The organism is Stenotrophomonas sp. 93052_Sma (genome assembly GCF_056481145.1).
On sequence record NZ_CM151134.1, the window covers coordinates 1850579 to 1877286 of the forward strand.

Below are 26708 nucleotides of genomic sequence, written 5' to 3' on the forward strand. Positions count from 1 at the left end.
TAGGTCGTTAGTCAAAGTCTAGCGGCTTGGTTGCTAGCAAGATTCCCGTCAGGTGCATCGCCTTATGACCCTTCTCCCGCTTTTCCCCAGTTGGCTCCAGTGTGAGCATGTTAATCATGTTTCCGTCCTCATCAGAACGCTCGGTCATGATGCAGCGTGGATCGCGTGGATTCTTCACAATGGCAGAATGATTTGCTTCGATGATTGAAATATTGATCCTACGGCAGAGCCTGCCTGAATATATAAAGTCTTCAATGTGATCGCAGGATTGGAATGGGGCGCCGCAGATTGAACAGTCGCCTATTGTGGAGCGGAATGCGGGGCTGTTGAAGGTCATGTTTTCAGGAAAGAGCAGTCGCCGCGCGTCTATAAGTAGCGCTTCATGTTTCCGGATTCCCTCGTAATCATTGATCCTTAGGGCTATGTCTTTGTATTCACTCGCATCCATGAGGGAGTGCCAGGCGCTCTCCGGCTCACTATTCTTGATGTTGATCCAAGTCTCTAAGGAGGATTGAACACTTCTGATGAAGCACTGGAAGTGAAAGAGTTCGTTGGCTAATTGCTCGACCTCTTGATCAATGGCCCAACGTTTGAACGCCTTAAGTTCTGCGATGAACTCATCTATCTCTTTAATCTTCGCTTCTTGGAGCTTGCTTGAGCGGACGATGATGTTTAGCTGGCCTGCCGATTCTAGGTAGTCAAGGCACGTTTCCACAACTCCCTGAGAGATGAAAGGAGGTGAGCCAAAAAATTTACTTTCCACGACGCACTGCCTCTTTTAGGGCGGCTTCAATGGCGGATAGCCCGCCGACAGGCCCTTTGTAGTCCAGTTTGACGCTTCGCGCCCCCTCTTTTTCTTCTACCAAACAGGACAGCTCTACGGGTGCGCTTTCAGATTTTCCTGAGTCTCGAAGGAAAGCGATGATGATGTCAATCGTCGTCTTTACGAGTTCCTGGTTATCGATTAAGGCTTGGGCAACGAACAGTATCGGTGGCAGATAGATGGCCGAAGATCGTTGGTCATAGAGGTCATCCATTGGCGTAAGGAAGTCGATCTCTACCTGTGTTTCAGCGTACTTCTTCAGAGAAATGGACGTGGATGCATATGCATGGCTGCCGGATCCTAGGCTGGCCAATTCGGGGAGGATGATTACGTATTTCTTTGCGGCCGTTTCGGAAAGGGCAGGGGTGGGGGTCGAGGTGATTGTGATGCGTTCATTGCTGTCCGTTTTAGTCATAGCTCGCGTTCGGGAGTTGGGGGATTCTGATGGGGGCTTTTTTTTTTTTCCCCCCCCGGCGGGCGTGCAACCCGCAAGAGCTGCCTGAGCATTTTGGGTGGCGGGCATTAGATGCAGCCATATTGCTCTAACGATTTGTTCTAGGACGGCTGACCACGTCCCATGCTCTCGTGCGCTCATCATCACTCATCAGACAACAGGCATAACGTCGGCGGATAATAGCACTGGCCTATTTGTAGAGCGTCTCAGCCGGGGCGTCATTGGAGCAAGAGCGCACTTAGGCATTGCCCTTCGGGCAATGCGTGCGCAAGAGGCTGTGCCCCTTGACCCCCTAAAAAAGCGCTTGCCAAAGTCTAAATCGTAGGCATAAAGGCAAGTGCGGGGGCCAGAACAAGGAGCATTGATGGCCATCTATCACACAAGAGTAAAGACCTTCAGCCGTGCCCAAGGGCACGCATCCACCGCCGCCGCTGCCTACAGGGCGGGGCTGCTCATCATCGATGATCGCACCGGTCTCCGGCACGATTACCGAAGGCGAGGGGGAGTTGTCGAAACCCGCTGCCTAGCGCCGGATGAGGCGCCTGACTGGGCTTTCGATCCTCGGCAGCTCTGGCCAGCGGCAGAGGCTTCGGAGCGCCGAAAGGACGCAACCGTTGCTAGGGAGTTCGAGGTGGCGCTGCCGCACGAACTGAGCAAAGAGCAGCGTTCAGACCTGGCAGCTGAAATATCGCGCTGTCTAGTCCAGCGTTACAGGTTCGCAGTCCAGACAAGCATCCATGAGCCGCAGACCGCTGACGGGCTCAACTATCACGTCCACATCCTAGCCACGACCAGGCGGATGGACGCAGACGGGTTGAAGGATAAGACCAGGGAGCTGGATGGCGGCCCTTCAGGCCGAGGGGAAGTCGAATGGATTCGCGCGATGGTAGGGGAAGCCATCAATGCCCATCTTGCTGCTGCAGGTGTCTCGGCCCGTGTCGATCACCGTAGCTTGAAAGATCAGGCCGCTGAGGCTGCAGAGCAAGGGGATGAGCTTACAGCGGCGGAGCTTTCCCGTGCTCCAGGACTTCATATGGGCAAAGACGCGACGGCGCTTCATCGCCGAGGCGCCGATACAGTCCTTAAGCAGAGCAATGACGGGATCCACCAGGCCAACAGCGCCGCTTGGGATCGCGCCGTGGCCGAGATGGCAGGAGAGGGCAGGCTGATGGAGCCCGCATCCGATCAAGCCATGCCGGTCGGCCCGCGCGAAGTTGCTTCGCATCCCCTGATCCTACCAATGCTGTCACCTGGTGGAGCGACTCGTCTGGTTAACGGGGGTAGGGAAGCCATGCCGGTTGGGGCGGTTGCCGACGACGGGGCGCGGCAGCTGCAGGCCACCGCATCCAAGCAGGCGTTGAAGGCTGTACTAGAAATTTGGGCCGAGGCGTGGATTGAGGCGTTGAGAGATCGGCTTAGATTTACGCGCAGGTTGCTGCGCAACAGTGCCACCTTGATATCCGCTCATGTCGCAGCGCCTAGGCTCCGTGGCGACTTGGAAGAGTTGCTCGTAAGACTGAAGAAGTTGAAGCGGGACGCTCTACGCTTCAAGCGTAGGCTGAAGGCTGAAGACCGTGCCCAGCACGTATTGGCCCAGGCAGAATTTGCCTTGGAGAACTTCGAAAGCCAAAACCCAAGGCCGGGCCTCTTGAATCGCTCAGACTGGTCGCGGCGTCGGGCGCGCCGGGTTCGGGCTTTCGAACTTGGGCGCCTGGAGTACCAACGCGCTCACGAAGCCACTGGCCCCAAGGCCCAGAAAGACTACAACCGTCAGACAGATGAGTCCCTCTCACAGCTGGAGAATTGGAGTGAAGTGTTGCTTCGGAGATATCCGGTGTTGGAGGACGCGCCCACTGACACTCCTGCAGCGTCCGCTCCAGCTGATGTCCTACTGGCGATGAAGCAGGTCAAGGAGCCCGGAGTGCGGCTGCACTGATAGACAGCGAGGGCCCCGGCGAGCCGGGGCTTCAGCCACCTCTGGTTTCGCAAACTCAGTGGTAGGTAGGTCCGCGAGTGGGCTTTGACACTGTGCCACGGCGTTCTGAGATCATGTCGCTGAGCTGCACCTGATCGCGCTCCACCACGGCTTCTCTAACCCTTACGGCAGGTTTCAGAGTGTGGTCGTCAGCAGGAGGCTTTGGGTGCATGCATCGGTTGATCAGTTCGTCGGCGATTTCGAGGGCATGGATGATGTCCTCGATCCGCTCCTGCGTGTCTCGGGTCCGGTCTTGGGCAATCAACGGGCATAGCACTCGACTAGCGATAGCCAGCTTTCTTTCTAACGGCATACGAAGCTCCTAACGTGGGGGGAGCTTTCATAAAACCACCATTTGCGTTGATCGCAAGGCTTCGGCCCCGAATCTTGGGCGCCTAGAGTGGTTGATGGCGTTGCCTAATCATTGTCGCCGCGATCCCCCGGGCGCTACGACGCCTTCGATGGCTTCCTCACGCGAGTTGCTGGCGTCGTGGAGTGCGCGCTTTTGGCAAGAGCGACCGCTTTTCGTTCACGTGCAGCTGCATTGACCGCCCTCCGCTTCGCTCTGAGTTGCGCTTGCCTGAGAGACTGCGCTGCCTCTCCAGTCTGATAGACCGGCAGACCTTCGGGAACGGGGAGAAGCGCTACCGCGTCTGCGCGCGATTGGAGCGTGGGCACATCTACGTAGGTTCCGAGCTCGCCGGGCATATGCGCCTTGTGCCCCGTAATGGCAGCGGCAATAGAGCTAAGCACCCCCGCATAGAGAAGCCGGGTGCTCGCAGTATGTCGGAACGAGTGGAAGCCCATGCCGGGCTGCATCATGCCCAAGCCAACAAGATAGGCGCGGAACTGATCTCCGAGGGCGTCCCCGTAGCCTGCCTTCTTATGCCAAGGCAGGTGGGGAAACAGGCGCTCATGGCCTGCCTCCATGACATCGCGGGCATAGGTGAGGATCCCAGCATCCAAGAGGCGGGGATGTAGTGGGATGAAGCGAAGCGAGTTGGCGTTCTTCAGCTTCTGGTCGCGATGGACGGCGCGGATGTGGATCCCCCAGATGCCGTTCACTTCTGCAACATCTTCCGCATAGAGCTGACCAACTTCGTTGACCCGCGCCCCGGTGCCTGCGGCCAGCAGCACGCCCCAGTAGCGATCAGGCCGTCCTTTGGCCCAAGGCAGGAAATTCTCAGGGTCAAAGATCTTGTTGATCTCTTCAATCGTGAACTGGCGGCGGGGCAGGGCAGCCACGGATTGTGCCGAGTTCTGCCTTTTGATCCCGTCCAAGGGCGAGCGCGATGATGCCGCTGGCCACTTGTGCATTAAAGAAGCTGGCAAGGCGGTCTCGGTGCTTTCCGAGGGTCCGATCTGAGAGACCAGAAACAACAATGCCCTTATCTCTCTGCTGCCTGACCTTGGCGATGATCTGTGGTGCAGTCAGCTCTTTGTAGTCACTCTTCTTCCTGGCATTGCTTGGCCAGTGATGGAGTCCTGTCAGAAACGCTCTGACTTGGGCTTCCCCTACCTTCGACATCAGCAGGTCAGGTCCTGCGACTTCCTGGAAGATGATGAGCGTGTTCTCACTATCCAGCAGATTGCCGGGTGAGGTCTTGGCGTTCCTCAGGTCCGCCAGATACAGGGCGATGCGGTCGGATAGCGTGAAATGTGCGCGGGTGGGTCCATTGGGCAGTCCCACAACCGAGAGTTCAGGCAACGCCAAGCCTCTGATCGTTTCCAGAAGTGCTTGAGCATCTTCTCGCCCATTGACGTTCAGACCGGTGAGCTTAGTCCCATTTGGCAGCTGGATGTTTCCGGTCCACTGGTTGATGGAGCCGCTGACGACTTTCAGCAGGTCCTCTCTATCCTTGTCATCCATGCGGCTACCCCTCCAGCGCTCGAATGCTTCGGAGAGTGCCACAGCCATGCGGGCCGCGACGAGGCGGGCAAGGTCAACAGCAGACGGAGGAAGGCGGCGGACCAAGAAGCGTGAGCCGATAGCCTCGCGCAGGTCTACAGGAACAAGAAAGCGGACATGAAGTCCGCTAGGTCGGCGTAGAAGATAGGGCTTAGGCAAGGGGCGATACCTCAAAAGATCCTTTTGGAAAGATCGTTTTTCGGTATCGCGCCCTGCCAAAACCCAACAGAATCAGCAAGATACAGCTGAACTGCTTACAGATGGTGGAGGTGGGCGGAATTGAACCGCCGTCCGAAGGCACTCCATCCCCAGCACTACATGCTTAGCTCACCGTTGAATCTCATCCCCGAGCAGCACGGTGTGCAAAGCGCACCCGGGAACCAGCCTGTTGTGTTCTAGTGCCGGACTGACAGGCAGCCGCCCAGCGCGATTCCATGATAATGACTCTACGCTGCGAGCATGGACACAAGCAGTTTCGAGGCTCCGCCTAAGTCGGCAGAAGGTCACGCACCGCAGTTTTTAGGCTGCGAGAGCGACCGGAGCGTAGTTGTCGTCGTTGGCAACTAGAGTTTTGCAGCTGGATTTACGAGGAAAGCTACCCCCTCGGCATGCGCCAGGCGACTTCACAACCCCCGTCGAAACCAATGCACCCCCGGCTTCTTCAAGCATTGCAAGGCTTTGGGGCCAATGCCGTCATAAAAGCTGACACTGACCCTGCCCAACGAGACGGATCTTACGGCAATCTTCCTGAACAGTCACGCGGGTGAGCGTCCGTCTCCCAGCTGATTGGCACGTTGCGATCCCTTGGGACACCGTGCTCGAATTTCCGGTACCACTCCACGGGGGGCCTCATGGCCATTTCCGTCAGCCCCGGCAACTGGGGACAGTATCGGATCGCGCAAGAGGTGCGCGGTGGCATGCTGTCGGCTGAATCGTCCTGGTACATCCAGCCACACGCAGATCGGGCGGCGAAGGCCCTCGCGGCGGCGTTTCCGGCAACAGGTCCTGCATCAGGGCTGCAGGCCGATCTGTTGTTGAAGGCAGTGGCATCGGTCTGTGCTCAAGACGGGCCGCAATAGCGCCAAACGCTGAAGCGGGCCGGCGTAGGTGCGATCAGGCTTGATAGCATCCAGATTCCTGAAGTGGAGCCAGTGGAAGGACGCCATGACGCTTGACGTTGCAGTAACAGATGAACCCAGCGACGAAGCGCTGGAGGTGATTGGCACTGGCTTGGATCAGTTCAATGTTGACGCTGCGGGTTACGCCGATCGGCGCACACTGGCGGTGCTGGTCACCGATCCGGCCAGTGGCGAGGTGGTAGGGGGCCTTACCGGGCGAACCTCACTGGGCCTGTGGTTCGTGGATCTGTTCCATCTGCCAGCGGCCCATCGCGGCAACGGGCTGGGGTCGCGTGTGCTGAAGGCCGCAGAGGATGAAGCGCGGCGTCGCGGTTGCCGTTCCGGCGTGCTGTACACCCTCAGCTTCCAGGCGCCCGACTTCTATGTGAAGCATGGATGGGTCGTGTTCGGCCGGGTGCCATGCGATCCGGTCGGCACATGCAGGGTGTTCCTCAGCAAGGATCTGTCGGCGGGGTGAGCGCTGCGGGCGAGCCGCGCGTCCTGTCAATCCGCAACTTGTTGTAGAGCGTCTGTCATAGCGGATTGCTAACTTCGTGGGCACGAATTTGCGACACACTGGCGATGACCATCCGAGCCAGGACAGACACGGAGACCATGGGTGACCGATGCAAGCCAACAACGCAGCCTGCGGCAGCTGATCGGGCCGGTCGGTGCCGACTACCAGCGGCGTGCGTTGCCGCCGGGCTGGGTCTGGGCGGTGCTGGCGGTGCTGCTGGCGGCCACCTGGGTGACGGAGTTGCCGGCCACGGCAGCTGCGGCACTGGTCGCCAGCGCGGTGGTGGTGCACTGGTCGCAGCGCGGCCGCATCCATTGGCTGGGGTGGCGCCTGCCGGGCCTGGCAGTGCTGGCCGCCCTGCTGTGGGGGCCGGAAGTGCTGTCGCAGTGGTTCGAGCACGGGCTGGCTGTGGTGCTGATGTCGCTGGCCAGTCTCAGCATCGGCGTGCATGTGTGGCAGTCGCGACAGATGGCGCGCCAGCTGCAGGGCGCGGCCGATGCACTGGACGACGCCCAGTTGCTGGCGTTGCTGCCGGCTGATGCCGCGAACCTGGCCCAACAGTGGCGCTTGGGCGATGACCGTTACGCACCGGAGCTGGCGGTAGTGATGCACCTGGCGGTGATGCACGCGGCGCTGTCGCCGCGGATGCGCAGGCAGGGCATGCTGGCGGGGTGACCTGCCTTTTGTAGAGTCGGGCCATGCTCGACTGCTTTTCTTACCGAAGCCGAGCATGGCTCGGCTCTACAGAAAGCCAAGGCAGCCGAGCATGGCTCGGCTCTACATGATCATGTGCAACGGCCTTACGCGTCGCGGTTGCCGCGACGCATCACGCGCTGCTTCTCGATCGCCCAGTCGCGGTCCTTGGCGGCATCGCGCTTGTCGTGGGTCTGCTTGCCCTTGGCCAGCGCGACTTCGAGCTTGATCTTGTTCTTGCTCCAGTACATCGCGGTGGGCACGATCGTGTAGCCATCGCGCTCGACCTTGCCGACCAGCTTGTCGATCTCGCTCCGGTGCAGCAGCAGCTTGCGATCGCGCCGGTCGTTGGCCACGACATGGGTCGAGGCCTGGATCAACGGAGTGATCTGCGCGCCGATCAGGAAGATCTCACCATCCTTCACGTAGGCGTAGGCGTCGACGATGTTGCCGCGGCCAGCACGGATCGATTTCACCTCCCAGCCCTGCAGGGCCAGGCCGGCTTCGAAGCGGTCTTCGATGTGGTACTCGTGGCGGGCACGCTTGTTCAACGCGATGGTTTTGTTGGCCGTCGCGCTCTTTGCTTTATCCTTGCCGCTGTTCTTGCTCATTTCCGTATTGTCTCCGATTCGGGCCCGCCCGGTCGATTGCCGAAACGTCCTGTATTCATGCCAACTATCCGCCGCAGCGCCCTGGTCGAACATTCGGCCGCACGCATGTTCGACCTGGTCAACGATGTCCAGGCTTATCCGCGCCGCTTCCGCTGGTGCTCGGCTGCCCAGATCCTGGAGCAGGGCGAGGACCGGCTGGTCGCGCGCCTGGACCTGGGCCTGGGCTCGTTCAGTACCTGGTTCCAGACCGAAAACACCCTGCAGCGACCGCACAGCATCGACATGCAGCTGCGTGACGGTCCGTTCAAGCAACTGCACGGCCGCTGGGAATTCCATGTGCTGGCCGAGGATGCCTGCAAGGTGACCCTGACCCTGGAGTTCGAGCCCAGTTCACGCCTGCTCGGTCCGGCGCTGGCGTTGGGCTTCCAGAGCCTGGCCGACCGCATGGTCAACGACTTCATCCGCGTTGCCGACGAGGCCTGAGCGATGATCGAGGTCGAGGTGGTGCTGGCCTGGCCGCAGCGGGTGCTTTCGCGCCGGTTGCAGCTGGACGAGGGCGCGACCGTGGCCGAGGCCATTGCCGCTGCTGCGCTGGAAGGCAGTGCCGACTGCCCGGCGGCGGCCGTGCATGGGCTGCTGGCGCGCCCGCAGCAGGTGCTGCTGGATGGCGACCGCATCGAGCTGCTACGCCCGTTGCAGGCCGACCCCAAGGACAACCGCCGGCGTCGCGCGCTCGGCGGTTGATTCCTCGTCGCCCGTCCGCGAGGACGGGCAGGGGGCGTCAGCGACCCTTCTTCTTCTTGTCCTTCGGCAGATTGCGGCCGAACTGGCGCACGGTCTGCTGGGCCAGGGCCTTGTCGTTACCCGGGAAGTAATCGCCTTCCCAGCGGGTCACGTTGTCATTGTCGAAGAACACGGTGAAGTTCTTCACCTCGGTACGGCCCAGGCGGTTCACGCGCTGGCTGGAGGTGTAGTCCCAGCGCTGGGCGTGGAACGGGTCCGGAATGGACGGGGTGCCCAGCAGCGCGGTGACCTGCTGCTTGCTCTGCCCGACCTGCAGCTTGGCCACGGCATCTTCCCGGATCAGGTTGCCCTGATAGATGGGTTGCTTGTAGATGATGCCGCACCCGGTGGTGGACAGGGCGACGGCGGCGACCAACAGGAGATTGCGCATCGGGACTGGCGGTTGGGGAAATCAAACCGATGATACACTCCCGGCGTGCCACCGCGACCCAATCCGAGGCAGCTGGCGCTAAATCGCCAATGAACGGAGACCTATGGAAACCCACGACCTGCGAAAAGTCGGCCTGAAGGTGACCCATCCACGGATGCGGATCCTGGCGCTGCTTGAACAGCGCAATGCCCAGCACCACATGACCGCCGAAGACATCTACCGCCAGCTGCTCGAGCATGGCGACGAGATCGGCCTGGCGACGGTCTACCGGGTGCTGACCCAGTTCGAGGCCGCCGGCCTCGTGCTCAAGCACAATTTCGAAGGCGGCCAGGCCGTCTACGAGCTGGACCGTGGCGGCCACCACGACCACATGGTCGACGTGGACAGCGGCAAGATCATCGAGTTCGAAAGCCACGAGATCGAGGAGCTGCAGCGCAAGATCGCGGCCGACCACGGCTACGAGCTGGAAGAGCATTCGCTGGTGCTGTACGTGCGCAAGAAGCGCAAGTAAGCCGTTCCAGCCAGCTGGATGCGACGAAACCCCGGGCCTGCCCGGGGTTTTTCGTTGCTTACGGCAGATCCACGCCATGCGTGAGGGGCCCCATCAACACCTCCAGATCCACCGCCTCGGCCATGGCCCGGTTACCCGCATCGCCCGGATGCAGGTGGTCGCCGGAGTCGTAGGCGGCGGCCATCCGTGACGGATCGGCCGGGTCGCGCAGCGCCGCATCCAGGTCGATCACCGCATCGAACGGGCTGTCGCTGCGCAGCCAGGCATTGAGCTGTTGGCGCAGTGCCTCCTTCTCCGGCTGGTAGTAGTCGTCCAGCGGCGTGCCGGGCAGGGCGCCGGCGAACGGTGTCAGGGTGGCGCCGAGGATGCGTAGACCCCGCCGATGGGCCTGCTCGGCCAGGGTGCGATACCCCGCCTGCAGTTCGGCCAGCGTGGGCCGGGCCTGGTTCCGGGCGAAGGCGGTGCCGGGCCAGCTGATGTCATTGATGCCGATCAGCACGACTACGCTGACCACGCCTGGTTGATCCAGCACGTCACGCCGGAAGCGGGCCAAGGCGGATTCGCCCATGCCATCGCGCAGCAGCCGCCCCCCGGAAATACCGGCGTTGACCACGGCAACGCCCCGCGGTGCCAGACGCGCCGCCAGATGGTCGGTCCAGCGCTGGTCCTGGTCGAGGCTGGCGGTGGCACCGTCGGTGATCGAGTCGCCGATCACCACCACGCTGCGTGCGCTGGCCGCCGCCTCGACCTCGATGCCAGCCAGGAACAGGCGGGCAGTGGTGCTGCTGGCCCCGCTCAGAGCCTGGGTCTGGCTCTGGTCGCCGGGCGCAATCCAACTGGTCTGCCGACCCTCCCAGTGGAACGTCTTGACGGGAGTCGGTTCCGGCACAAAGACACTGATCTGCAACGCCTGGCGGTCATCCGTGGCCAGTGGCAGCGGATCGCTCAGCCGTTCCTGACCTGGGCCGATCAGCACCCCGGGCTGGCCGTCGAAGCTGAGCGGCTGCGGGGCGGCACCCGCGTGTGCGGCCACGCTGGCCGCCCCGATCCGCAGCGGCTGGGTGCCGTAGGCATTGCTCAGCCGCACCCGCAGCCGGGGCCCGCCCAAGCTGATGCGCGCGGTCTGGCGGAAGGTCTGGTCCTGCAGCGTGGCCGGAACCAGGGTCGGGAACAGGAAATCGGCGCCCCAGACAGGTTGCGGACTTGCCTGCCAGCTGGCGACCCAGTGCGGGGCCGGGGCGGCACTGGCTGCGCTGGAGAGGGCGATCAAGGCGGTCGCGGTGAGCTGGCTGAGGCGGTTCATCGGGCAATCCCGGGAGGAGGGAGGGCCATGGTGATTCTCCGTCGATCTGTGAACTAGACTGCGCATGGATAATCATCTGTGAACTGGATTCATCGCCATGGCGCGACCCGACATCAACCGATCCGGCGAACTGGAAGTGTTCGTGCGGGTGATCGAGACCGGTGGCTTCTCCGCCGCGGCCCGTACCCTGGACATGACGCCGTCGGCAGTCAGCAAGCTGGTGGCACGGCTGGAGCAGCGGCTGGGTACGCGTCTGCTGCAGCGTTCCACCCGCCAGCTGCAGCTGACCCCGGAAGGCTGCGCGTTCTACGAGCGCGGCCTGCGCGTGCTGGCCGACCTGGAGGAGGCCGAGCGCTGCGCCAGCGCCCATGCCGAGCCGCGCGGACGCCTGCGGGTCAATTCCAACGTGCCGTTCGGCCAGCATTTCCTGTTGCCGCTGCTGCCGGCGTTCCTCGAACGCAACCCGCAGGTGGGCGTGGACCTGACCCTCAACGACGAGGTGATCGACCTGCTTGAGCAGCGCACTGACGTGGCGGTGCGGGCAGGCCCGCTGAAGAGTTCCAGCCTGGTGGCGCGACGGCTCGGTGCGACGCGGATGATCATCGTGGCCGCGCCAGCCTACGCGCAGCGGCATGGACTGCCGCGCAACGCTGAGGAGCTGATGTCGCACAACCGTCTAGACATCGGCCATGCGCGTGCGATGCAGGGCTGGCCGCTGCTGCAGGACGGACGCGAGCGGATGGTGCTGCCCAGTGGCAATGCCCGCGCAAGCAACGGTAACGCGCTGCGGCAGCTGGTGCTGGGCGGGTTGGGCCTGGCGCGGCTGGCGACCTACCAGGTGCAGGAGGACATCGCCGCCGGACGCCTGCTGCCGGTGCTGGAAGAGGCCAATCCCGGTGACCTGGAAGAGGTCCATGCGGTGTTCCTGGGGCAGGGTGGCTACCTGCCGCTGCGAGTGCGCGCCTTCCTCGATTTCCTGGTGGAAACGGTGGATCTGGCGCGGCCACGGGGGTAGTGCCGGCCGCTGGCCGGCAACCCAACACAGGTTAACGAAGATCATGAGGTTGCCGGCCAGCGGCCGGCACTACCTCGCGCGTTGTAGATCCACGCCATGCGTGGAAAACCGCGAACAGGCCTCAGACCTGCAGCAGCTTGCGGGCGGCGGCGCGCTTCCTTGCTCACTTCCACGCCGCCCAGCATGCGCGCCAGCTCTTCCTCGCGCGCCTTGCTGTCCAGCTTTTCCACCGCGCTCTGGGTCATGCCTTCCACCGGCGCCTTGCTGACCCGGTAATGCGCGTGGCCCTTGGAGGCGACCTGCGGCAGGTGGGTCACGCACAGCACCTGGCGCTTCTCGCCAAGGGCGCGCAGCTTCTGGCCGACGATGTCCGCCACCGCGCCGCCGATGCCGGAGTCGACTTCGTCGAACACCATGGTCGGCACCGCATCCAGGTCCAGCGCGGCCACTTCGATGGCCAGCGAAATGCGCGACAGTTCACCGCCCGAGGCCACCTTGCGCAGGGCGCGCGGTGGCTGGCCGGCGTTGGCGGCGACCAGGAACTCCACGCGCTCAGCACCCTGTGGATCGGGCTTGCCGGAATCCTGCGGCTCCAGTTCGATCAGGAACTGGCCACCGCCCATGCCCAGCTCGGCGATGATGCCGGTGGTGGTGGCCGATAGTTCGGCAGCGGCGTTGCGACGGCTGGCGGTCAGCACCTCGGCCTGTACGCGCCAGGCGGCGGCGGCTTTGTCGATCTCGCCGGACAGGCGCTGCAGGCGTTCGTCGGCGCCGCGCAACTGTTCCACTTCGGCATGCATGCGCTCGCGCTGCGCGCCCAGCTCGTCCATCGGCACGCGGTGCTTGCGGGCCAGGTCGTGCAGGCGGCCGAGGCGACGCTCGTTCTCCTCGAACTGCTCCGGGTCGGCGTCGAGGTCGTCATGCACGCGGTCCAGCAGCGACAGGGCTTCGTGCAGCTGGATCGAGGCGTTCTCGATCAGGCCGTCCACCTCGCCCAGGCGCGGGTCGTGTTCGATCAGGCGCGACAGCTCGTGGCGCACCTGCTGCAGCAGGTCCAGCGCGGAACTGCCATCGTCGCCATTGAGCTGGTTGCTGGCCGCCTGGCAGGCGCTCAGCAGCGCGCTGGCGTGGGCCTGGCGGCGGTGGCTGGCACCGAGTGCGACGATCGACTCCGGCTCCAGGTCTTCGCGGTCCAGTTCGCGCAGCTGGTGTTCCAGGAAGCCGATCCGGTCACTGACGTCGCCCTGTTGCGACAGCGCCAGCGATTCATCGACCAGGGCCTGCCAGGCCGCGGCGGCGCGGCGCACCTGGCGGCGCTCGTTCTCGTTGCCGGCATAGGCATCCAGCAGGGCCAGCTGCGACGGGCGCGTCAGCAGGGCCTGCTGTTCGTGCTGGCCGTGGATCTCCACCAGCAGCGAGGCCAGGTCGCCCAGCTGGGCCAGGGTCACCGGGCGGCCATTGATCCACGCCCGCGAACCGCCATCGGCGCGGATCACGCGGCGCAGCTGGCACTGTTCCTCGTCGTCCAGCTCGTTGTCGGCCAGCCACTGGCGCGCGGCCTGCAGCTGGTCCAGCGCGAACTCGGCGGAAAGTTCGGCGCGCAGCGCCGTGGCGGACCACGCCACTGTCGGCGCGCAGGCCGGACAGGAAGCCCAGCGCGTCGACCATCAGCGACTTGCCGGCGCCGGTCTCACCTGAAACCACGGTCATGCCTGGCCCGAACTCCAGTTCGGTGGCGCGGACGACGGCGAAATCCTTGATCGAAAGATGTCTGAGCATGGGTAAGGGGGGTATCAGCAGCCGCGCAACGCTAGCACGCGGGCGAGGGAGGTCCAATGACTTGCCAAGGTGATGCGCCGCCATTATCTAGTGTCCGTGTCTCACAGGTTGATTCCATGCACGGTTCTCCCGACCAGCTTGCCCCGCGTGCGCGCCATCTGCTGCGCACGCTGATTGCGCGTTACATCCAGGACGGCGAGCCGGTCGGCTCGCAGACGCTGGCGCGCGTGGCCGGGCTGGAGGTCAGTCCGGCCACCATCCGCAACATTCTGGGTGACCTGGAAGACCTGGGGCTGCTGGCCTCGCCGCACACCTCCGCCGGGCGCGTCCCGACCGCACATGGCTACCGGGTCTTCGTCGACAGCCTGCTGCAGATGCAGCCGCCGGGCGAAGGCGAGCTGGCCCGGTTGCGCCAGGAACTGGCTGGCGGCGGCAGCACCCAGGCCCTGCTCGGCAGCGCCTCGGAGCTGCTGTCGGCGATGAGCCACTTCGTCGGCGTGGTCAGCGCGCCGCGACGCGAGCAGTTCGCCTTCCGCCAGATCGACTTCGTGGCGCTGGACGGGCGCCGGGTGCTGGCGATCCTGGTGTTTGCCGACAACGAGGTGCAGAACCGGGTCATCGAGACCCGGCAGGAGTTCGCGCCGGGCCAGCTGGAGCAGGTGGCCAACTACCTCAATGCGCATTTCGCCGGCCTGCCGATGGCCGAGATCCGCACCCGCCTGCTGTTGGAGCTGCGCGATGCCCGTTCCGAGCTGGAGCAGCTGCTGGCGCACAGCATCGAACTGGCCGAGCAGGCCCTGCAGCCGGCCGCCGACGACATGCTGGTGGCCGGCCAGACCCGCCTGATGGGGGTGCAGGACCTGTCCGACCTGGAGCGCCTGCGCGAACTGTTCGAGCTGTTCTCCAGCAAGCGCGAGATCCTGCAGCTGCTGGAGCGGACCATCCAGGCCCCGGGGGTGCGCATCTTCATTGGCGAGGAGACCGGGATGATGCCGCTGCAGGGGGTCTCGCTGGTCACCGCCCCGTACACCGCCAATGGCCAGGTACTGGGCGTGCTGGGCGTGATCGGCCCCAAGCGGATGGCCTACGACCGCATGATTCCGCTGGTCCAGGCCACTGCCGATGTGCTCGGCGCGGCCTTTTCACCGGCCGGGCGCACTCCCGGAACATCCGACGCTTGAAACGCAGCATCCCGCCCACACTAGGGTGGGTGGAGGCGGAGATTGACCGCCAGGGACCCAGACATGAACCACGAACATCCAGATATCGAATCCCAGCAGACTGCCGCCGATGCGGCCGCCGCCGCCGGCGTCAACGACGAAGTGGAGCGCCTGCGCGCCGAAGTCGAGCAGATCAAGGCCGATGCGCTGCGTGAGCGCGCCGACCTCGAGAACCAGCGCAAGCGTGTTGCCCGTGACATCGAGCAGGCCCGCAAGTTCGCCAACGAGAAGCTGCTTGGCGAGCTGCTGCCGGTATTCGACAGCCTGGATGCCGGCCTGAAGGCCGCCGGCGACGACCCGCATCCGCTGCGCGAAGGCCTGGAGCTGACCTACAAGCAGCTGCTGAAGGTCGCTGCCGACAACGGCCTGGTCCTGCTTGACCCGATCGGCCAGCCGTTCAACCCGGAACACCACCAGGCGATCAGCCAGGTGCCGACCCCGGGCGCCGCCCCGGGCAGCGTGGTGACCGTGTTCCAGAAGGGCTACCTGCTCAACGAGCGCCTGCTGCGGCCGGCGCTGGTGGTGGTGGCCGCCGATTGATCGGCCGGGCCGGGCCATGCCCGGTCCCGGTCGTGCCAGGCCATGCCTGGCAAGGTTTTCCAGGCGCTGAACACAGCGTTCGGGAGGTGGCTTGAATGTTCCACGAGCCTCCCCCACATCGTATTCATCCACCGGCCGAGCGGCCGGACTGACCCCAACAAGCATCCTCAGGAGTCTCCCCCATGGGCAAGATCATTGGTATCGACCTCGGCACCACCAACTCGTGCGTGGCGATCATGGACGGCGGCAAGGCCCGCGTCATCGAGAATTCGGAAGGCGATCGCACCACCCCGTCGATCGTCGCCTACACCAAGGACGGCGAAGTCCTGGTCGGCGCCTCGGCCAAGCGCCAGGCCGTGACCAACCCGAAGAACACCTTCTATGCGGTGAAGCGCCTGATCGGCCGCAAGTTCACCGACGCCGAAGTGCAGAAGGACATCGCCCACGTCCCCTACGGCATCCTGGCCCATGACAATGGCGACGCCTGGGTGTCGACCAGCGACGGCAAGAAGATGGCCCCGCAGGAAATCTCGGCCAAGGTGCTGGAAAAGATGAAGAAGACCGCCGAGGACTTCCTCGGTGAGAAGGTCACCGAAGCGGTCATCACCGTGCCGGCCTACTTCAACGACAGCCAGCGCCAGGCGACCAAGGACGCCGGCCGCATTGCCGGCCTGGACGTCAAGCGCATCATCAACGAGCCGACTGCGGCTGCGCTGGCCTATGGCCTGGACAAGGGTGACAACAAGGATCGCAAGATCGTGGTGTACGACCTGGGCGGCGGCACCTTCGACGTCTCGGTGATCGAGATCGCCAACGTCGACGGCGAGAAGCAGTTCGAAGTGCTGGCCACCAACGGCGACACCTTCCTGGGCGGCGAAGACTTCGACAACCGCGTCATCGAGTACCTGGTTGAAGAGTTCAACAAGGACCAGGGCATCGACCTGCGCAAGGATCCGCTGGCCCTGCAGCGCCTGAAGGACGCCGCCGAGCGCGCCAAGATCGAGCTGTCCAGCGCCCAGCAGACCGAAGTGAACCTGCCGTACGTCACCGCTGACGCCTCGGGTCCGAAGCACCTGAACATCAAGCTGACCCGCGCCAAGCTGGAAGCGCTGGTGGAAGACCTGATCAAGAAGTCGATCGAGCCGTGCCGCGTCGCCCTGAACGATGCCGGCCTGCGTTCGAGCGACATCAGCGAAGTGATCCTGGTCGGTGGCCAGACCCGCATGCCGAAGGTGCAGCAGGCGGTGACCGAGTTCTTCGGCAAGGAACCGCGCAAGGACGTCAACCCGGACGAAGCCGTGGCACTGGGTGCTGCGATCCAGGGCGGCGTGCTGGGCGGCGACGTCAAGGACGTGCTGCTGCTGGACGTGACCCCGCTGTCGCTGGGCATCGAGACCATGGGCGGCGTGTTCACCAAGATCATCGAGAAGAACACCACCATCCCGACCAAGGCCTCGCAGGTGTTCTCCACCGCCGAGGACAACCAGTCGGCCGTGACCGTGCACGTGCTGCAGGGTGAGCGCGAACAGGCCCGCTTCAACAAGTCGCTGGCCAAGTTCGATCTGTCCGGCATCGAGCCGGCCCCGCGCGGCCTGCCGCAGGTGGAAGTGTCCTTCGACATCGACGCCAACGGCATCCTGCACGTGTCGGCCAAGGACAAGAAGACCAACAAGGAACAGAAGGTCGAGATCAAGGCCGGTTCGGGCCTGTCCGAGGAAGAGATCGCGCGCATGGTCGCCGACGCGGAAGCCAACCGCGAAGAAGACAAGAAGTTCCAGGAGCTGGTGCAGGCCCGCAACCAGGCCGACGCCCTGATCCATGGCACCCGCAGCGCCATCACCGAGCACGGCAGCAAGGTCGGCGGCGATGTCATCGGCAAGGTCGAGGCGGCGCTGGCCGACCTGGAAACCGCGATGAAGGGTGACGACAAGGCACAGATCGAAGCCAAGTCGAAGGCACTGGAAGAAGCCGGCCAGTCGCTGTTTGCCGCCGCTTCGGCCGACCAGGGCGGTGCCGCCCCGGGTGCCGACGCTGGCAATGCGAGCAAGCCGCAGGATGACGTGGTGGACGCCGAGTTCACCGAAGTCAAGGACGACAAGAAGTCCTGATCCGGACCGACACGGGACGCTGGCCATCAGCGTCCCGTTGTCGCATCAGGGTCCTGACCGCCCACCGGCGTGTCGGGGCGCCCGACGCAAGAGCGGACCTGGTTCCGCTCTTCCGCTTTGACGAATCCCGACTTTCCGGAACCCGATTCACGATATGAGCAAGCGCGATTACTACGAAGTGCTGGGCGTTGCCCGCACCGCCAACGACGAAGAGCTGAAGAAGGCCTACCGTCGCTGCGCGATGAAGTTCCACCCGGACCGCAACCCGGGTGATACGGCGGCCGAAGCCTCCTTCAAGGAGTGCAAGGAAGCCTACGAAGTGCTGTCCGACGGCAACAAGCGCCGCATGTACGACAGCCATGGCCACGCCGCGTTCGAGCACGGCATGGGCGGAGGCGGTCCGGGCGGCCCGGACATGAACGATATCTTCGGCGATATCTTCGGCAACATCTTTGGCGGTGGCGGCGGTGGTCCGCGCCAGGCCCGTCGTGGCGCCGACATCGGCTACGTGATGGAGCTGGACCTGGAAGAAGCCGTGCGCGGCGTCGAGCGCCGCATCGAGATCCCGACCCTGGCCGAGTGCGGCGACTGCGATGGCAGTGGCTCCGAAGACGGCAAGGTCGAGACCTGCAATGTGTGTCATGGCCGCGGCCAGGTGCGCATCCAACGCGGCATCTTCGCCATGCAGCAGGCCTGCCACAACTGCGGCGGCCGCGGCCAGATCATCGCCAAGCCCTGCAAGACCTGCCACGGCAATGGCCGTGTCGAGGAAGACAAGGTGCTGTCGGTGAAGGTGCCGGCGGGCGTTGATACCGGCGACCGCATCCGCCTGCAGGGCGAGGGCGAGGCCGGCCCGGCCGGTACGCCGCCGGGCGACCTTTACGTGGAAGTGCGCGTGCGCGAGCATGCGATCTTCCAGCGCGATGGCGACGACCTGCACTGCGAAGTGCCGATCCGCATCTCGCAGGCGGCACTGGGTGACACCGTGCGCGTGGCCACCCTGGGCGGCGAAGCGGAGATCCGCATTCCGGCCGAGACCCAGACCGGCAAGCTGTTCCGCCTGCGTGGCAAGGGCGTGCGTTCGGTGCGCAGCCGCAGCGAAGGCGACCTGTACTGCCGTGTGGTGGTGGAGACCCCGGTCAACCTCACCAACGAACAGCGCAAGCTGCTGGAGCAGTTCGAGGCCACCTTCGTCGGCGAGGAAGCGCGCAAGCATTCGCCGAAGTCCGCCACCTTCATGGATGGCGTGAAGGGCTTCTGGGACCGGATGACGTCCTGATCCATCGACGCATGTGTTGAACGACAGCGCCGGGCCATGCCCGGCGTTGTCGTTTGTGGTGTAGTAGCTCCACGCCATGCGTGGATGCCGTTCAAAGGATCATCGGAAGAAGGCCGCCGGCGTCTGCCCCAGCTGCCGCTTGAACATGCTGGTGAACGCGCTGGGGCTGTCGTAGCCCATCGCCAGCGCGACATCGATGACCTTGTCGCCGACCGCCAGTCGCTCCAGCGCGGCCAACAGCCGCGCCTGCTGCCGCCACTGCCCGAAGGTCATGCCCAGTTCGCTGGCGAAATGACGCTGGATGGTTTTCACGTCCACCTGCAGCGCCTGCGCCCAGTCCTGCAGGGTGGCGTCGTCGCCGGGATGTTTCTGGATATGCTGGCAGATCCGCTGCAGGCGCGGGTCGGAGGGCGAGGGCAGGTGCAGCGGCAGCACGTCCATGCGGTGCAGCTCGTCCAGCAGCAGGCGCACCACGCGGCCGTCGCGGCTGTCATCCACATGCGCGGTCTCGATCAGGCTGGCGGCGAGCAGCAGCTCGCGCAGCAGCGGCGCTACCTGTACCGCGAACGCCTCATCCGGCAGCTGCGGCGCGAAATCCGGTTCCACGTACAGGCTGCGCATATGCACCTCAGCGATGCAGTCCACCGCATGGGCCATGCCGGCCGGCACCCAGATCGCGCGGGTCGAGGGCACCACCCAGCGGCCGCCGTCCGCACGCACCACCATCAGTCCGGACATGGCGAACACCAGCTGGTGACGGCGATGCCGGTGGGGCGCGATGTGGGTGCCCGGTTTGTAGTGGCGGGCGCGGCAGGTCACCGGGCGGTGCACCGGAACCTCGTTCCACGGCGCAGTCTCGCGGACCTGGCAGGGAGTGTCCTTTTTGCGATATGCCATGACCCGAACGCGGCAGAAGGGAGGGGGAGGCCACCGTAGCATGCGTGGCTCGCCCCCAACCTGACTGTGTCCATGTCGATCCTGGCTTCTCCCGCAACGACCTCACGCCCGGTGGCCCCCGGCGTGCTGGCCGCCATTTCCACCTCGCATGTCGTCAACGACATGATGCAGTCGCTGATCCTGGCCATCTATCCGGTGATCAAGGGCGGCTTCAACCTCAGCTTCACCCAGATCGGCCTGATCACGCTGACCTACCAGCTCACCGCCTCGATCTTCCAGCCGTTGATCGGCATGGCCACCGACCGTCGCCCAGCCCCGTACTCGCTGCCGATCGGCATGGCCTCGACCCTGTGCGGCATGCTGCTGCTCGGCTTCGCACCGAACTACGCGGTGGTGCTGATGGCGGCGGCGATGGTCGGCATTGGCTCGGCCATCTTCCATCCGGAAGCCTCGCGCATCGCGCGGCTGGCCTCGGGCGGTCGTCATGGTTTCGCGCAGTCGGTGTTTCAGGTGGGGGGCAATTTCGGAACCGCGCTGGGCCCGCTGATTGCCGCCGCGGTGATCGTGCCGTATGGCCAGCACGCCGCATCGTGGTTTGCCGGCGCTGCCCTGATCGGCATCGCATTGCTGACCTATGTCGGTCGCTGGTACGCGTTGCATCTGGGCACGCCTCGACCGGTCAGCACGGCTCCGATGGCGCCGCGGCATCCGCCGCGCACCGTGGCCAAGGTACTGGCGATCCTGCTGGTGCTGATCTTCAGCAAGTACTTCTACATGGCCAGCATCGGCAGCTACTTCACCTTCTACCTGATCCACCACTTCGGCATTCCGGTGGCGCAGGCCCAGCTGCATCTGTTCGCGTTCCTGGTGGCGTCCGCCGCCGGCGGCTTCCTTGGTGGCCCGCTGGGTGACCGCATCGGCCGCAAGCCGATCATCTGGACCTCGATCCTGGGCGTGGCCCCGTTTGCGCTGTTGCTGCCGCATGCTGATCTGCTGTGGACGACCGTGCTGGCGGTGCTGATCGGCTTCGTGCTGTCGTCGGCGTTCTCGGCGATCGTGGTGTACGCGCAGGAGATGATGCCGCACCGCATCGGCATGGTGTCCGGCCTGTTCTTTGGTTTCGCCTTCGGCATGGGCGGACTGGGTGCTGCCGTGCTCGGCCTGCTGGCGGACAAGACCAGCATTGAATACGTCTACCAGTTGACCGCGTTCCTGCCGCTGCTGGGCGTCGTGGCGGCGTGGCTGCCACCGTCGCGGCCTGCTGCTCACTGAGGGGTTTGGGTCTGCAGGGCTTGCAGCCCTGCACCTGCAGAGGCAACGGCAACAGCCGAAGCGCGATCTCCACGGATTGGCGGGGTGGGTCCGGTTGCGGGGGACGCCGTGAATACGTCCTTGTAGGCTCGGTCGCGCCATCCATGGCGCTCACGCCCCCGCAACCGGACCCACCCCGCCTTCGACAGTTTTCCGCGATCTGTCGGAACGGCTTACTGCTCTGGTAGCTGTCGACCTTGGTCGACACATCTGTCAGATATCGAACGAATTCATCCGTGTCGACCAAGGTCGACACCTACCAACAGCCGCGCGGAACAACAGGCGCAGTTACCAACAGCCGCGTGAACCTGTCGAAGGTGGGGCGGTGTCGGATTGCGGGGTGTCAGCGGCATGGATGCCGCTGCCAAGCCTGCAAGGACGTACTTGCGGCGTCCCCGCACTCCGACACCGCCCCGCCACCCCACGGAATGCCGCTTTGGCTTCGGCCGTTGCGGTTGCCGTTGCATTGAGCAGGTGCAGGGCTGCAAGCCCTGCCGAAAACCCCCTTGGGCGTAGAATGCGGCCATGAGCGAATCCCTTGATAACCACCTGGTCCACGGCCGCCGCCAGCGGCCCGATGGTCCGTCGCCGATCGATGTCATCTCGGTCCAGTCGCAACTTGTCTACGGCCACGCCGGCAACAGCGCCGCCGTACCGCCGATGCGCGCACTCGGCGTGCGCGTGGCGGAGATCCCGACCGTGTTGCTGAGCAACGCGCCGTTCTACGACACCACACGCGGTCGCGTGCTGCCCGCCGACTGGTTCGCCGACCTGCTGCTGGGCACCCACGAGCGCGGCCTGCCGCAGCGGGCGAAGATGCTGGTGTCCGGCTACTTCGGCAGCACCGCCAACGGTGCCGCCTTCGCCGACTGGCTGGACAACATCCTGCCGGTCTGTCCGCAGCTGCGTTACTGCCTGGATCCGGTGATTGGTGACACCCACACCGGCCCCTACGTGGAGCCGGGCCTGGAAGCGATCTTCGCCGAGCGATTGCTGCCGCATGCCTGGCTGGTGACCCCGAACGCCTTCGAACTGAATCGTCTGACCGGTATGCCGGCACTGGCCGAGGCCGATGCCATCGCCGCCGCGCGCACGCTGCTGGACCGTGGCCCGCACTGGGTGATCGCGCACAGCGTGGGCGGTAACCCGGGTGAGCTGGTGACCCTGGCGGTCGGTCGCGAGGAAACCTGGCGCTGGACTTCGCCGCTGCTGCCGGTGGACGTGGCCGGCACCGGTGACGTGCTGATGTCGCTGGTGGTGTCGTTCCTGTTGCGAGGTGAATCGATGCAGCAGGCGATTTCGCGTGCGATTGCCGGTACCCATGCGGCGCTGGAGGCGACTCTGGACAATGGCTTCGAAGAGTTCGACGTGATCGCGGCGGCGCCTGCCGCACTGGCCGAAGGCACGCGCTTCCGCGCCGAACGCGTGGCATGAGCGGCTTGCTCGAACGCACGCCGCGCACGGTCGGCATCATTGGCAGCGCCGGTGCCTATGGGCGCTGGCTGACCCGCTTCTTCCAGCAGCACATGCAGCTGCAGGTGATCGGCCACGATCCGGCCGATCCGGACTCGCATACGCCGGAACAGCTGCTGGCGCAGGCCGACGTGCTGGTGTTCTCGGCACCGATCCGGCATACGCCGGCTCTGATTGCCGAGTACGTGCGGCAGTCGGCCGGCCGTGAGCAGGACCGGCTGTGGCTGGACGTGACCTCGGTGAAGGAAGCGCCGGTGCAGGCGATGCTGGCCTCTCAAGCCGAAGTGGTCGGCCTGCACCCGATGACCGCGCCACCCAAGGCGCCGACCCTGAAGGGCCGGGTGATGGTGGTCTGCGAAGCGCGGCTGCTGCACTGGCAGCCATGGGTCGATACGCTGTGCACGGCGCTGCAGGCCGAGTGCGTGCGGGCCACGCCGCAGCATCACGACCAGATGATGGCGCTGGTACAGGCGATGGTGCATGCCACCCACCTGGCCCAGGCCGGCGTGCTGCGCCAGTACCAGCCGCAGCTGGGTGATCTGGCCGCGATGATGCCGTACCGCTCGGCGTCGTTCGAGCTGGATACCGCGATCATCTCGCGCATCCTGTCGCTCAACCCGGCGATCTACGAAGACATCCAGTTCGGTAACCCGTACGTGGCGCCGATGCTGGAGCGGCTGGTCGGCCAGCTGCAGGCCCTGCAGGCGCAGGTCGGGCAGGGCGACGACCGTGCGCGTGGTGAATTCCGCGAGCAGCTGCTGTTGGCCAACCGCAGTGCCTTCGGCGAGCAGGCGCTGGCGGACGGCAACTACACCTTTGAACGCGTGGGTTATCTGCTGGCCGACCTGACCGAGCGTAATGCGTTGTCGGTGCACCTGCCGGAGGACCGGCCCGGCTCGCTGCGTGAGCTGCTGAACGTGTTCGAGCAGCATCGCATCAGCCTGGCTTCGATCCATTCCTCGCGCACGCCTGGCGGCGAAGTGCATTTCCGCATCGGGTTCGTGGCCGGCAGCGATGCGGCGGCGATTACCCGGGCAGCAGCCGACGTGGACGCCAGCGGCATCGGGCGGGTACTGGGCTGAATTCATCCACAGGCGGTGTGGATGGTTCCTGAGCAAACGTGTGGATAACCTTGCTCAGGCCTTGCCAGCCAAGGCTGTCAAGATGCCTGGCCAAAAAATGATCACGCCTTTTGTAGAGTCGAGCCATGCTCGACCGCCTGGGGCAAAGGGCGTATCGACCAAGGTCGACACCTACCAGAGGCAAAAAAGCGTGTCGACCAAGGTCGACACCCGCCAGAGCGGGGCGATACGAAATCGGGTAGCGCGCCGGGGCCATGCCCGGCGAACCTCAGATCGTCAGCCGCAGCTCGCCGCCACTGGTGGTGAACTCGCGGCCATCGCGCACCAGCGGCCGCCCGTCATCCAGTTCGTAGCGTGGCGTGGCTTCAGAGTGATGCCCGCTGCCATTCGCCTCGGGCTTGAACTCGATGATGATGTGGCTTTCGCCGTTGCTGTCGACGGCGGGGAACTGACGGAACGACATCGTGCACCTCCTTCAGCGGATGCGGTTGTTGCGCGGCCAGCTTGGCCGCGCCGATGTTAGCCGGACGTCATCAATCGATGAACTGCAGGCGCGCAAGTTCAGCGTACAGTCCACCTTCTGCCAGCAGCTGTGCGTGCGTGCCCTCGGCGACGATGCGGCCCTGGTCCATCACCACGATGCGGTCGGCCTTGAGCACGGTGGCCAGGCGGTGGGCAATGACCAGTGTGGTGCGGCCCGCCATCAGCCGCTCCAGCGCTTGCTGCACGCTGTGCTCGCTCTGCGCGTCCAGCGCGCTGGTCGCTTCGTCCAGCAGCAGGATCGGCGCATCCTTCAGCAGCGCACGGGCAATCGCCACACGCTGCTGCTGGCCACCGGACAGGCGGGCACCGCGCTCGCCCAGCTCACTGTCATAGCCCTGCGGCAACGCGCGCAGGAAGCCATCGGCCTCGGCGGCACGCGCGGCAGCCTCGACTTCGGCGTCGCTGGCCTGCAGGCGGCCATAGCGGATGTTGTCGCGCGCACTGGCAGCGAACAGCGTCGGCTGCTGCGGCACCAGCGCCAGCTGCGCACGCAGCTCGGCCGGGTCGACCTGGCGCACGTCGATGCCGTCCACGTCGATGCGGCCGCTGGCTGGATCATGGAAGCGCAGCAGCATCGAAAGCACCGTGCTCTTGCCCGCCCCCGACGGACCCACCAGCGCCACGGTCTCGCCGGGGTGCACGTGCAGGTTGAAGTGGTCCAGTGCGGCCTGGTCCGGTCGCTGCGGATAGTGGAACACCACGTCGTCGAACCGGATCTCGCCATGCAGCGGCTGCGGCAGCGCGCGCGGCTGTGCCGGCGCGCGGATCTCGATGTCTTCCTGCAGCAGTTCGCCGATGCGGCCCATGCCGCCGGCCGCGCGCTGCAGCTCGTTCCATACTTCGGCCAGTGCACCCACCGAACCGCCACCGATCAATGCATACAGCACGAACTGACCCAGCGTACCGGCGCTGAGGCGGCCGTCGATGACGTCGTGCGCGCCCAGCCACAACACACCGACGATGGCGCCGAACACCAGCAGGATGGCGCTGGCGGTGACCAGCGACTGTGCGCCGATGCGGCGACGGGCGGCGCCGATGGCATCACCGAGTGCCTTGTCGAAGCGCCCGCGCTCATACGGCTCGCGTGCATGTGCCTGCACCGTGCGTACCGCACCCAGGGTTTCACTGGCCAGGCTGTTGGCATCGGCGATGCGGTCCTGGCTGTTGCGTGCGACCGTGCGCAGCTTGCGCGCGCCGATGATGATTGGCAGCACCGCCAGCGGAATGCCGAGCAGCGACCATGCGGCCAGCCGTGGGCTGGTGACGAACAGCATTGCCAGGCTGCCGATGACGGTGACCGTGCTGCGCAATGCTACGGACATGGTCGAGCCGACCACGCTGCGCAGCAGTTCGGTGTCCGCGGTCAGGCGCGAGACCAGCTCTCCGCTGCGGCTGCGGTCGTGGAAGCCGGCGCCCAGCTGGATCAGGTGGGCATACAGCTGGCTGCGCAGGTCGGCCACGACCTTTTCACCCAGCAACGATACGAAGTAGAAGCGCGCGGCCGTGCCCAACGCCATGACGACCGCCACCAGCATCAGCAGGGCGAAGGCACGGTTGATCTGGCCGCCGCTGCTGAAACCGTGATCGATCATCTGCTTCACCGCCGGAGGCAGGCTCAGCGTGGCTGCAGAAGACACCGCCAGGGCCAGCAGCCAGGCGGTGAACAGGCCGCTGTGGCGGCGCACGAACGGCCACAGCGTGCGCAGGCTGCCGAGGCGCCGCAGCGGCGGGGTCGAAGCGGGGGCGTCGTCCTTGTCAGTCATCCTGGTCGTCGTCTTCTATGCGGATACGGTCACGGGTGGCGTCGCGCAGGCGGATTTTCAATGCGTCGACCTGATCGGCAGGCAATTCGATCCGCAGGCACACGCCATTGGCATCGAACTGTTCATCGCGCTTTTCGGCACCGAAGGCGGGCAGGGTGGCATGCAGGGTACCCAGGTCCTCGAAGCCGGCCAGCAGCTGCAGCCGGGCCATCGCCACCAGCGGCAGGCGCGGGGCGGTGCGCAGGCACTCGGCGGCGGCGCCGCCGTAGGCGCGCACAAGGCCACCGGCACCGAGCTTGATACCGCCGAACCAGCGCGTCACTACCACCATCACCCGGTCGAAACCCTGGCCGTCGATCGCCGCCAGGATCGGACGTCCCGCCGTGCCGGCCGGCTCACCATCGTCGCTGGAGCGATAGTCCTGCCCATGCCGGTAGGCCCAGCAGTTGTGGGTGGCATCGGCCACCGCAACCAGCTGCAGGAACGCCATGGCCGCTGCGGCGCCATCGATCGGCGCGGCATGGGCGATGAAACGGCTGTGTTTGACTTCCAGCGTGTGGCTGACCGGCTGGGCGAGAGTATCGAGCATTCCCGCCATTCTACGGGGTTG

The 26708-nt window shown here is 64.8% G+C and carries 26 protein-coding genes, 1 other RNA gene and 1 pseudogene; 15 read left to right on the forward strand and 13 right to left on the reverse strand.

What is annotated here, in order from left to right:
* Nucleotides 1-7 precede the first annotated feature (7 nt).
* Both ACZK2V_RS08800 and ACZK2V_RS08805 read right to left on the reverse strand, forming a co-directional pair.
* A complete protein-coding gene (locus tag ACZK2V_RS08800) occupies nt 8-763 on the reverse strand; it encodes a hypothetical protein (RefSeq protein ID WP_486323132.1) in 756 nt (251 codons plus the stop codon).
* Entirely contained in the window at nt 753-1238 is a 486-nt protein-coding gene (locus ACZK2V_RS08805; protein WP_486323133.1) for a hypothetical protein, read from the reverse strand. Before ACZK2V_RS08805 ends, ACZK2V_RS08800 begins: the two co-directional genes overlap by 11 nt.
* A 403-nt stretch (nt 1239-1641) precedes the next feature.
* Between ACZK2V_RS08805 and ACZK2V_RS08810 the strand changes: the two genes are divergently transcribed.
* Complete coding sequence (locus tag ACZK2V_RS08810; RefSeq protein WP_486323134.1) at nt 1642-3213, forward strand: MobA/MobL family protein; 1572 nt, start codon at nt 1642-1644, stop codon at nt 3211-3213.
* A gap of 486 nt (nt 3214-3699) precedes the next feature.
* Here the strand turns inward: ACZK2V_RS08810 and ACZK2V_RS08815 are convergent, their stop codons facing one another.
* The 3 genes from ACZK2V_RS08815 to ssrA form a co-directional block, all read right to left on the reverse strand.
* The gene (locus tag ACZK2V_RS08815) at nt 3700-4497 is read right to left on the reverse strand and encodes a site-specific integrase (protein ID WP_486323135.1); all 798 of its coding nucleotides are present in this window, start codon (nt 4495-4497) and stop codon (nt 3700-3702) included.
* Nucleotides 4463-5122, reverse strand: coding sequence for a hypothetical protein (locus tag ACZK2V_RS08820; RefSeq protein ID WP_486323136.1), 660 nt, complete (start codon nt 5120-5122; stop codon nt 4463-4465). The genes ACZK2V_RS08815 and ACZK2V_RS08820 overlap by 35 nt, the downstream gene beginning before the upstream one ends.
* Before the next feature lie 300 nt (nt 5123-5422).
* Nucleotides 5423-5815, reverse strand: a transfer-messenger RNA (tmRNA) gene (ssrA, locus tag ACZK2V_RS08825).
* Between the two features lie 197 nt (nt 5816-6012).
* Here ssrA and ACZK2V_RS08830 point away from each other — a divergent pair.
* From ACZK2V_RS08830 to ACZK2V_RS08840, 3 genes are all read left to right on the forward strand, one after another.
* Nucleotides 6013-6240, forward strand: a complete 228-nt coding sequence (locus tag ACZK2V_RS08830; protein ID WP_486323137.1) for a hypothetical protein — start codon at nt 6013-6015, stop codon at nt 6238-6240.
* 85 nt (nt 6241-6325) lie between these two features.
* A complete protein-coding gene (locus ACZK2V_RS08835) occupies nt 6326-6757 on the forward strand; it encodes a GNAT family N-acetyltransferase (RefSeq protein WP_049462621.1) in 432 nt (143 codons plus the stop codon).
* A 141-nt stretch (nt 6758-6898) separates the two neighbouring features.
* Nucleotides 6899-7471: a hypothetical protein gene (locus ACZK2V_RS08840; RefSeq protein WP_032128284.1), complete on the forward strand. Its 573-nt coding sequence runs from the start codon at nt 6899-6901 to the stop codon at nt 7469-7471.
* Between the two features lie 125 nt (nt 7472-7596).
* Here the strand turns inward: ACZK2V_RS08840 and smpB are convergent, their stop codons facing one another.
* The gene (gene smpB, locus ACZK2V_RS08845) at nt 7597-8100 is read right to left on the reverse strand and encodes an SsrA-binding protein SmpB (protein WP_010484447.1); all 504 of its coding nucleotides are present in this window, start codon (nt 8098-8100) and stop codon (nt 7597-7599) included.
* Nucleotides 8101-8157: 57 nt separating this feature from the next.
* Here smpB and ACZK2V_RS08850 point away from each other — a divergent pair, with 57 nt between their 5' ends.
* Together ACZK2V_RS08850 and ACZK2V_RS08855 are read left to right on the forward strand one after the other, a co-directional pair.
* On the forward strand, nt 8158-8583 hold the full coding sequence (locus ACZK2V_RS08850) for a type II toxin-antitoxin system RatA family toxin (RefSeq protein ID WP_486323138.1): 426 nt from the start codon (nt 8158-8160) through the stop codon (nt 8581-8583).
* Between the two features lie 3 nt (nt 8584-8586).
* Complete coding sequence (locus tag ACZK2V_RS08855) at nt 8587-8844, forward strand: RnfH family protein (RefSeq protein ID WP_032128285.1); 258 nt, start codon at nt 8587-8589, stop codon at nt 8842-8844.
* Between the two features lie 37 nt (nt 8845-8881).
* Here the strand turns inward: ACZK2V_RS08855 and ACZK2V_RS08860 are convergent, their stop codons facing one another.
* On the reverse strand, nt 8882-9274 hold the full coding sequence (locus tag ACZK2V_RS08860; RefSeq protein WP_010484453.1) for an outer membrane protein assembly factor BamE: 393 nt from the start codon (nt 9272-9274) through the stop codon (nt 8882-8884).
* A gap of 103 nt (nt 9275-9377) precedes the next feature.
* Between ACZK2V_RS08860 and fur the strand changes: the two genes are divergently transcribed.
* Nucleotides 9378-9785: a ferric iron uptake transcriptional regulator gene (gene fur / locus ACZK2V_RS08865; protein ID WP_005409235.1), complete on the forward strand. Its 408-nt coding sequence runs from the start codon at nt 9378-9380 to the stop codon at nt 9783-9785.
* Nucleotides 9786-9843: 58 nt separating this feature from the next.
* Here the strand turns inward: fur and ACZK2V_RS08870 are convergent, their stop codons facing one another.
* Nucleotides 9844-11088 carry an SGNH/GDSL hydrolase family protein gene (locus tag ACZK2V_RS08870; protein WP_049424316.1) on the reverse strand — a complete coding sequence of 415 codons (1245 nt, stop codon included), beginning with the start codon at nt 11086-11088 and terminating at the stop codon, nt 9844-9846.
* Between the two features lie 97 nt (nt 11089-11185).
* Between ACZK2V_RS08870 and ACZK2V_RS08875 the strand changes: the two genes are divergently transcribed.
* Nucleotides 11186-12103, forward strand: a complete 918-nt coding sequence (locus tag ACZK2V_RS08875; RefSeq protein WP_049424313.1) for a LysR family transcriptional regulator — start codon at nt 11186-11188, stop codon at nt 12101-12103.
* A 121-nt stretch (nt 12104-12224) separates the two neighbouring features.
* On the opposite strand, the pseudogene recN reads toward ACZK2V_RS08875, so the two are convergent.
* Nucleotides 12225-13882 (reverse strand): annotated as a pseudogene (gene recN, locus ACZK2V_RS08880) (DNA repair protein RecN).
* 116 nt (nt 13883-13998) lie between these two features.
* Here recN and hrcA point away from each other — a divergent pair.
* From hrcA to dnaJ, 4 genes are all read left to right on the forward strand, one after another.
* Nucleotides 13999-15063, forward strand: a complete 1065-nt coding sequence (gene hrcA, locus ACZK2V_RS08885) for a heat-inducible transcriptional repressor HrcA (RefSeq protein WP_010484463.1) — start codon at nt 13999-14001, stop codon at nt 15061-15063.
* A 63-nt stretch (nt 15064-15126) separates the two neighbouring features.
* Entirely contained in the window at nt 15127-15642 is a 516-nt protein-coding gene (gene grpE / locus ACZK2V_RS08890; protein WP_032128290.1) for a nucleotide exchange factor GrpE, read from the forward strand.
* Between the two features lie 182 nt (nt 15643-15824).
* Nucleotides 15825-17750 carry a molecular chaperone DnaK gene (dnaK, locus tag ACZK2V_RS08895; RefSeq protein ID WP_486323139.1) on the forward strand — a complete coding sequence of 642 codons (1926 nt, stop codon included), beginning with the start codon at nt 15825-15827 and terminating at the stop codon, nt 17748-17750.
* A 154-nt stretch (nt 17751-17904) separates the two neighbouring features.
* The gene (dnaJ, locus tag ACZK2V_RS08900) at nt 17905-19029 is read left to right on the forward strand and encodes a molecular chaperone DnaJ (RefSeq protein WP_049424307.1); all 1125 of its coding nucleotides are present in this window, start codon (nt 17905-17907) and stop codon (nt 19027-19029) included.
* A gap of 99 nt (nt 19030-19128) precedes the next feature.
* On the opposite strand, the gene ACZK2V_RS08905 is transcribed toward dnaJ, so the two are convergent.
* Nucleotides 19129-19926 (reverse strand): AraC family transcriptional regulator, encoded by a 798-nt coding sequence (locus tag ACZK2V_RS08905; protein ID WP_049424305.1) that lies wholly within the window; start codon nt 19924-19926, stop codon nt 19129-19131.
* Nucleotides 19927-19998: 72 nt separating this feature from the next.
* On the opposite strand from ACZK2V_RS08905, the gene ACZK2V_RS08910 reads away from it, so the two are divergent.
* The 3 genes from ACZK2V_RS08910 to ACZK2V_RS08920 all read left to right on the forward strand — a co-directional run bounded on the left by ACZK2V_RS08910 (nt 19999) and on the right by ACZK2V_RS08920 (nt 23792).
* Complete coding sequence (locus ACZK2V_RS08910) at nt 19999-21198, forward strand: MFS transporter (RefSeq protein ID WP_049424303.1); 1200 nt, start codon at nt 19999-20001, stop codon at nt 21196-21198.
* Nucleotides 21199-21762: 564 nt separating this feature from the next.
* Nucleotides 21763-22671, forward strand: a complete 909-nt coding sequence (pdxY, locus tag ACZK2V_RS08915) for a pyridoxal kinase (RefSeq protein ID WP_032128295.1) — start codon at nt 21763-21765, stop codon at nt 22669-22671.
* Nucleotides 22668-23792, forward strand: coding sequence for a prephenate dehydrogenase (locus tag ACZK2V_RS08920; RefSeq protein WP_486323140.1), 1125 nt, complete (start codon nt 22668-22670; stop codon nt 23790-23792). Before pdxY ends, ACZK2V_RS08920 begins: the two co-directional genes overlap by 4 nt.
* Nucleotides 23793-24060: 268 nt before the next feature.
* Here ACZK2V_RS08920 and ACZK2V_RS08925 read toward each other — a convergent pair whose 3' ends face one another.
* The 3 genes from ACZK2V_RS08925 to ACZK2V_RS08935 form a co-directional block, all read right to left on the reverse strand.
* Nucleotides 24061-24255, reverse strand: a complete 195-nt coding sequence (locus tag ACZK2V_RS08925; protein ID WP_005409247.1) for a hypothetical protein — start codon at nt 24253-24255, stop codon at nt 24061-24063.
* Between the two features lie 70 nt (nt 24256-24325).
* Entirely contained in the window at nt 24326-26098 is a 1773-nt protein-coding gene (locus tag ACZK2V_RS08930; RefSeq protein WP_049425150.1) for an ABC transporter transmembrane domain-containing protein, read from the reverse strand.
* Nucleotides 26091-26687 (reverse strand): IMPACT family protein, encoded by a 597-nt coding sequence (locus tag ACZK2V_RS08935; RefSeq protein WP_486323141.1) that lies wholly within the window; start codon nt 26685-26687, stop codon nt 26091-26093. The genes ACZK2V_RS08930 and ACZK2V_RS08935 overlap by 8 nt, the downstream gene beginning before the upstream one ends.
* Nucleotides 26688-26708 lie beyond the last annotated feature (21 nt).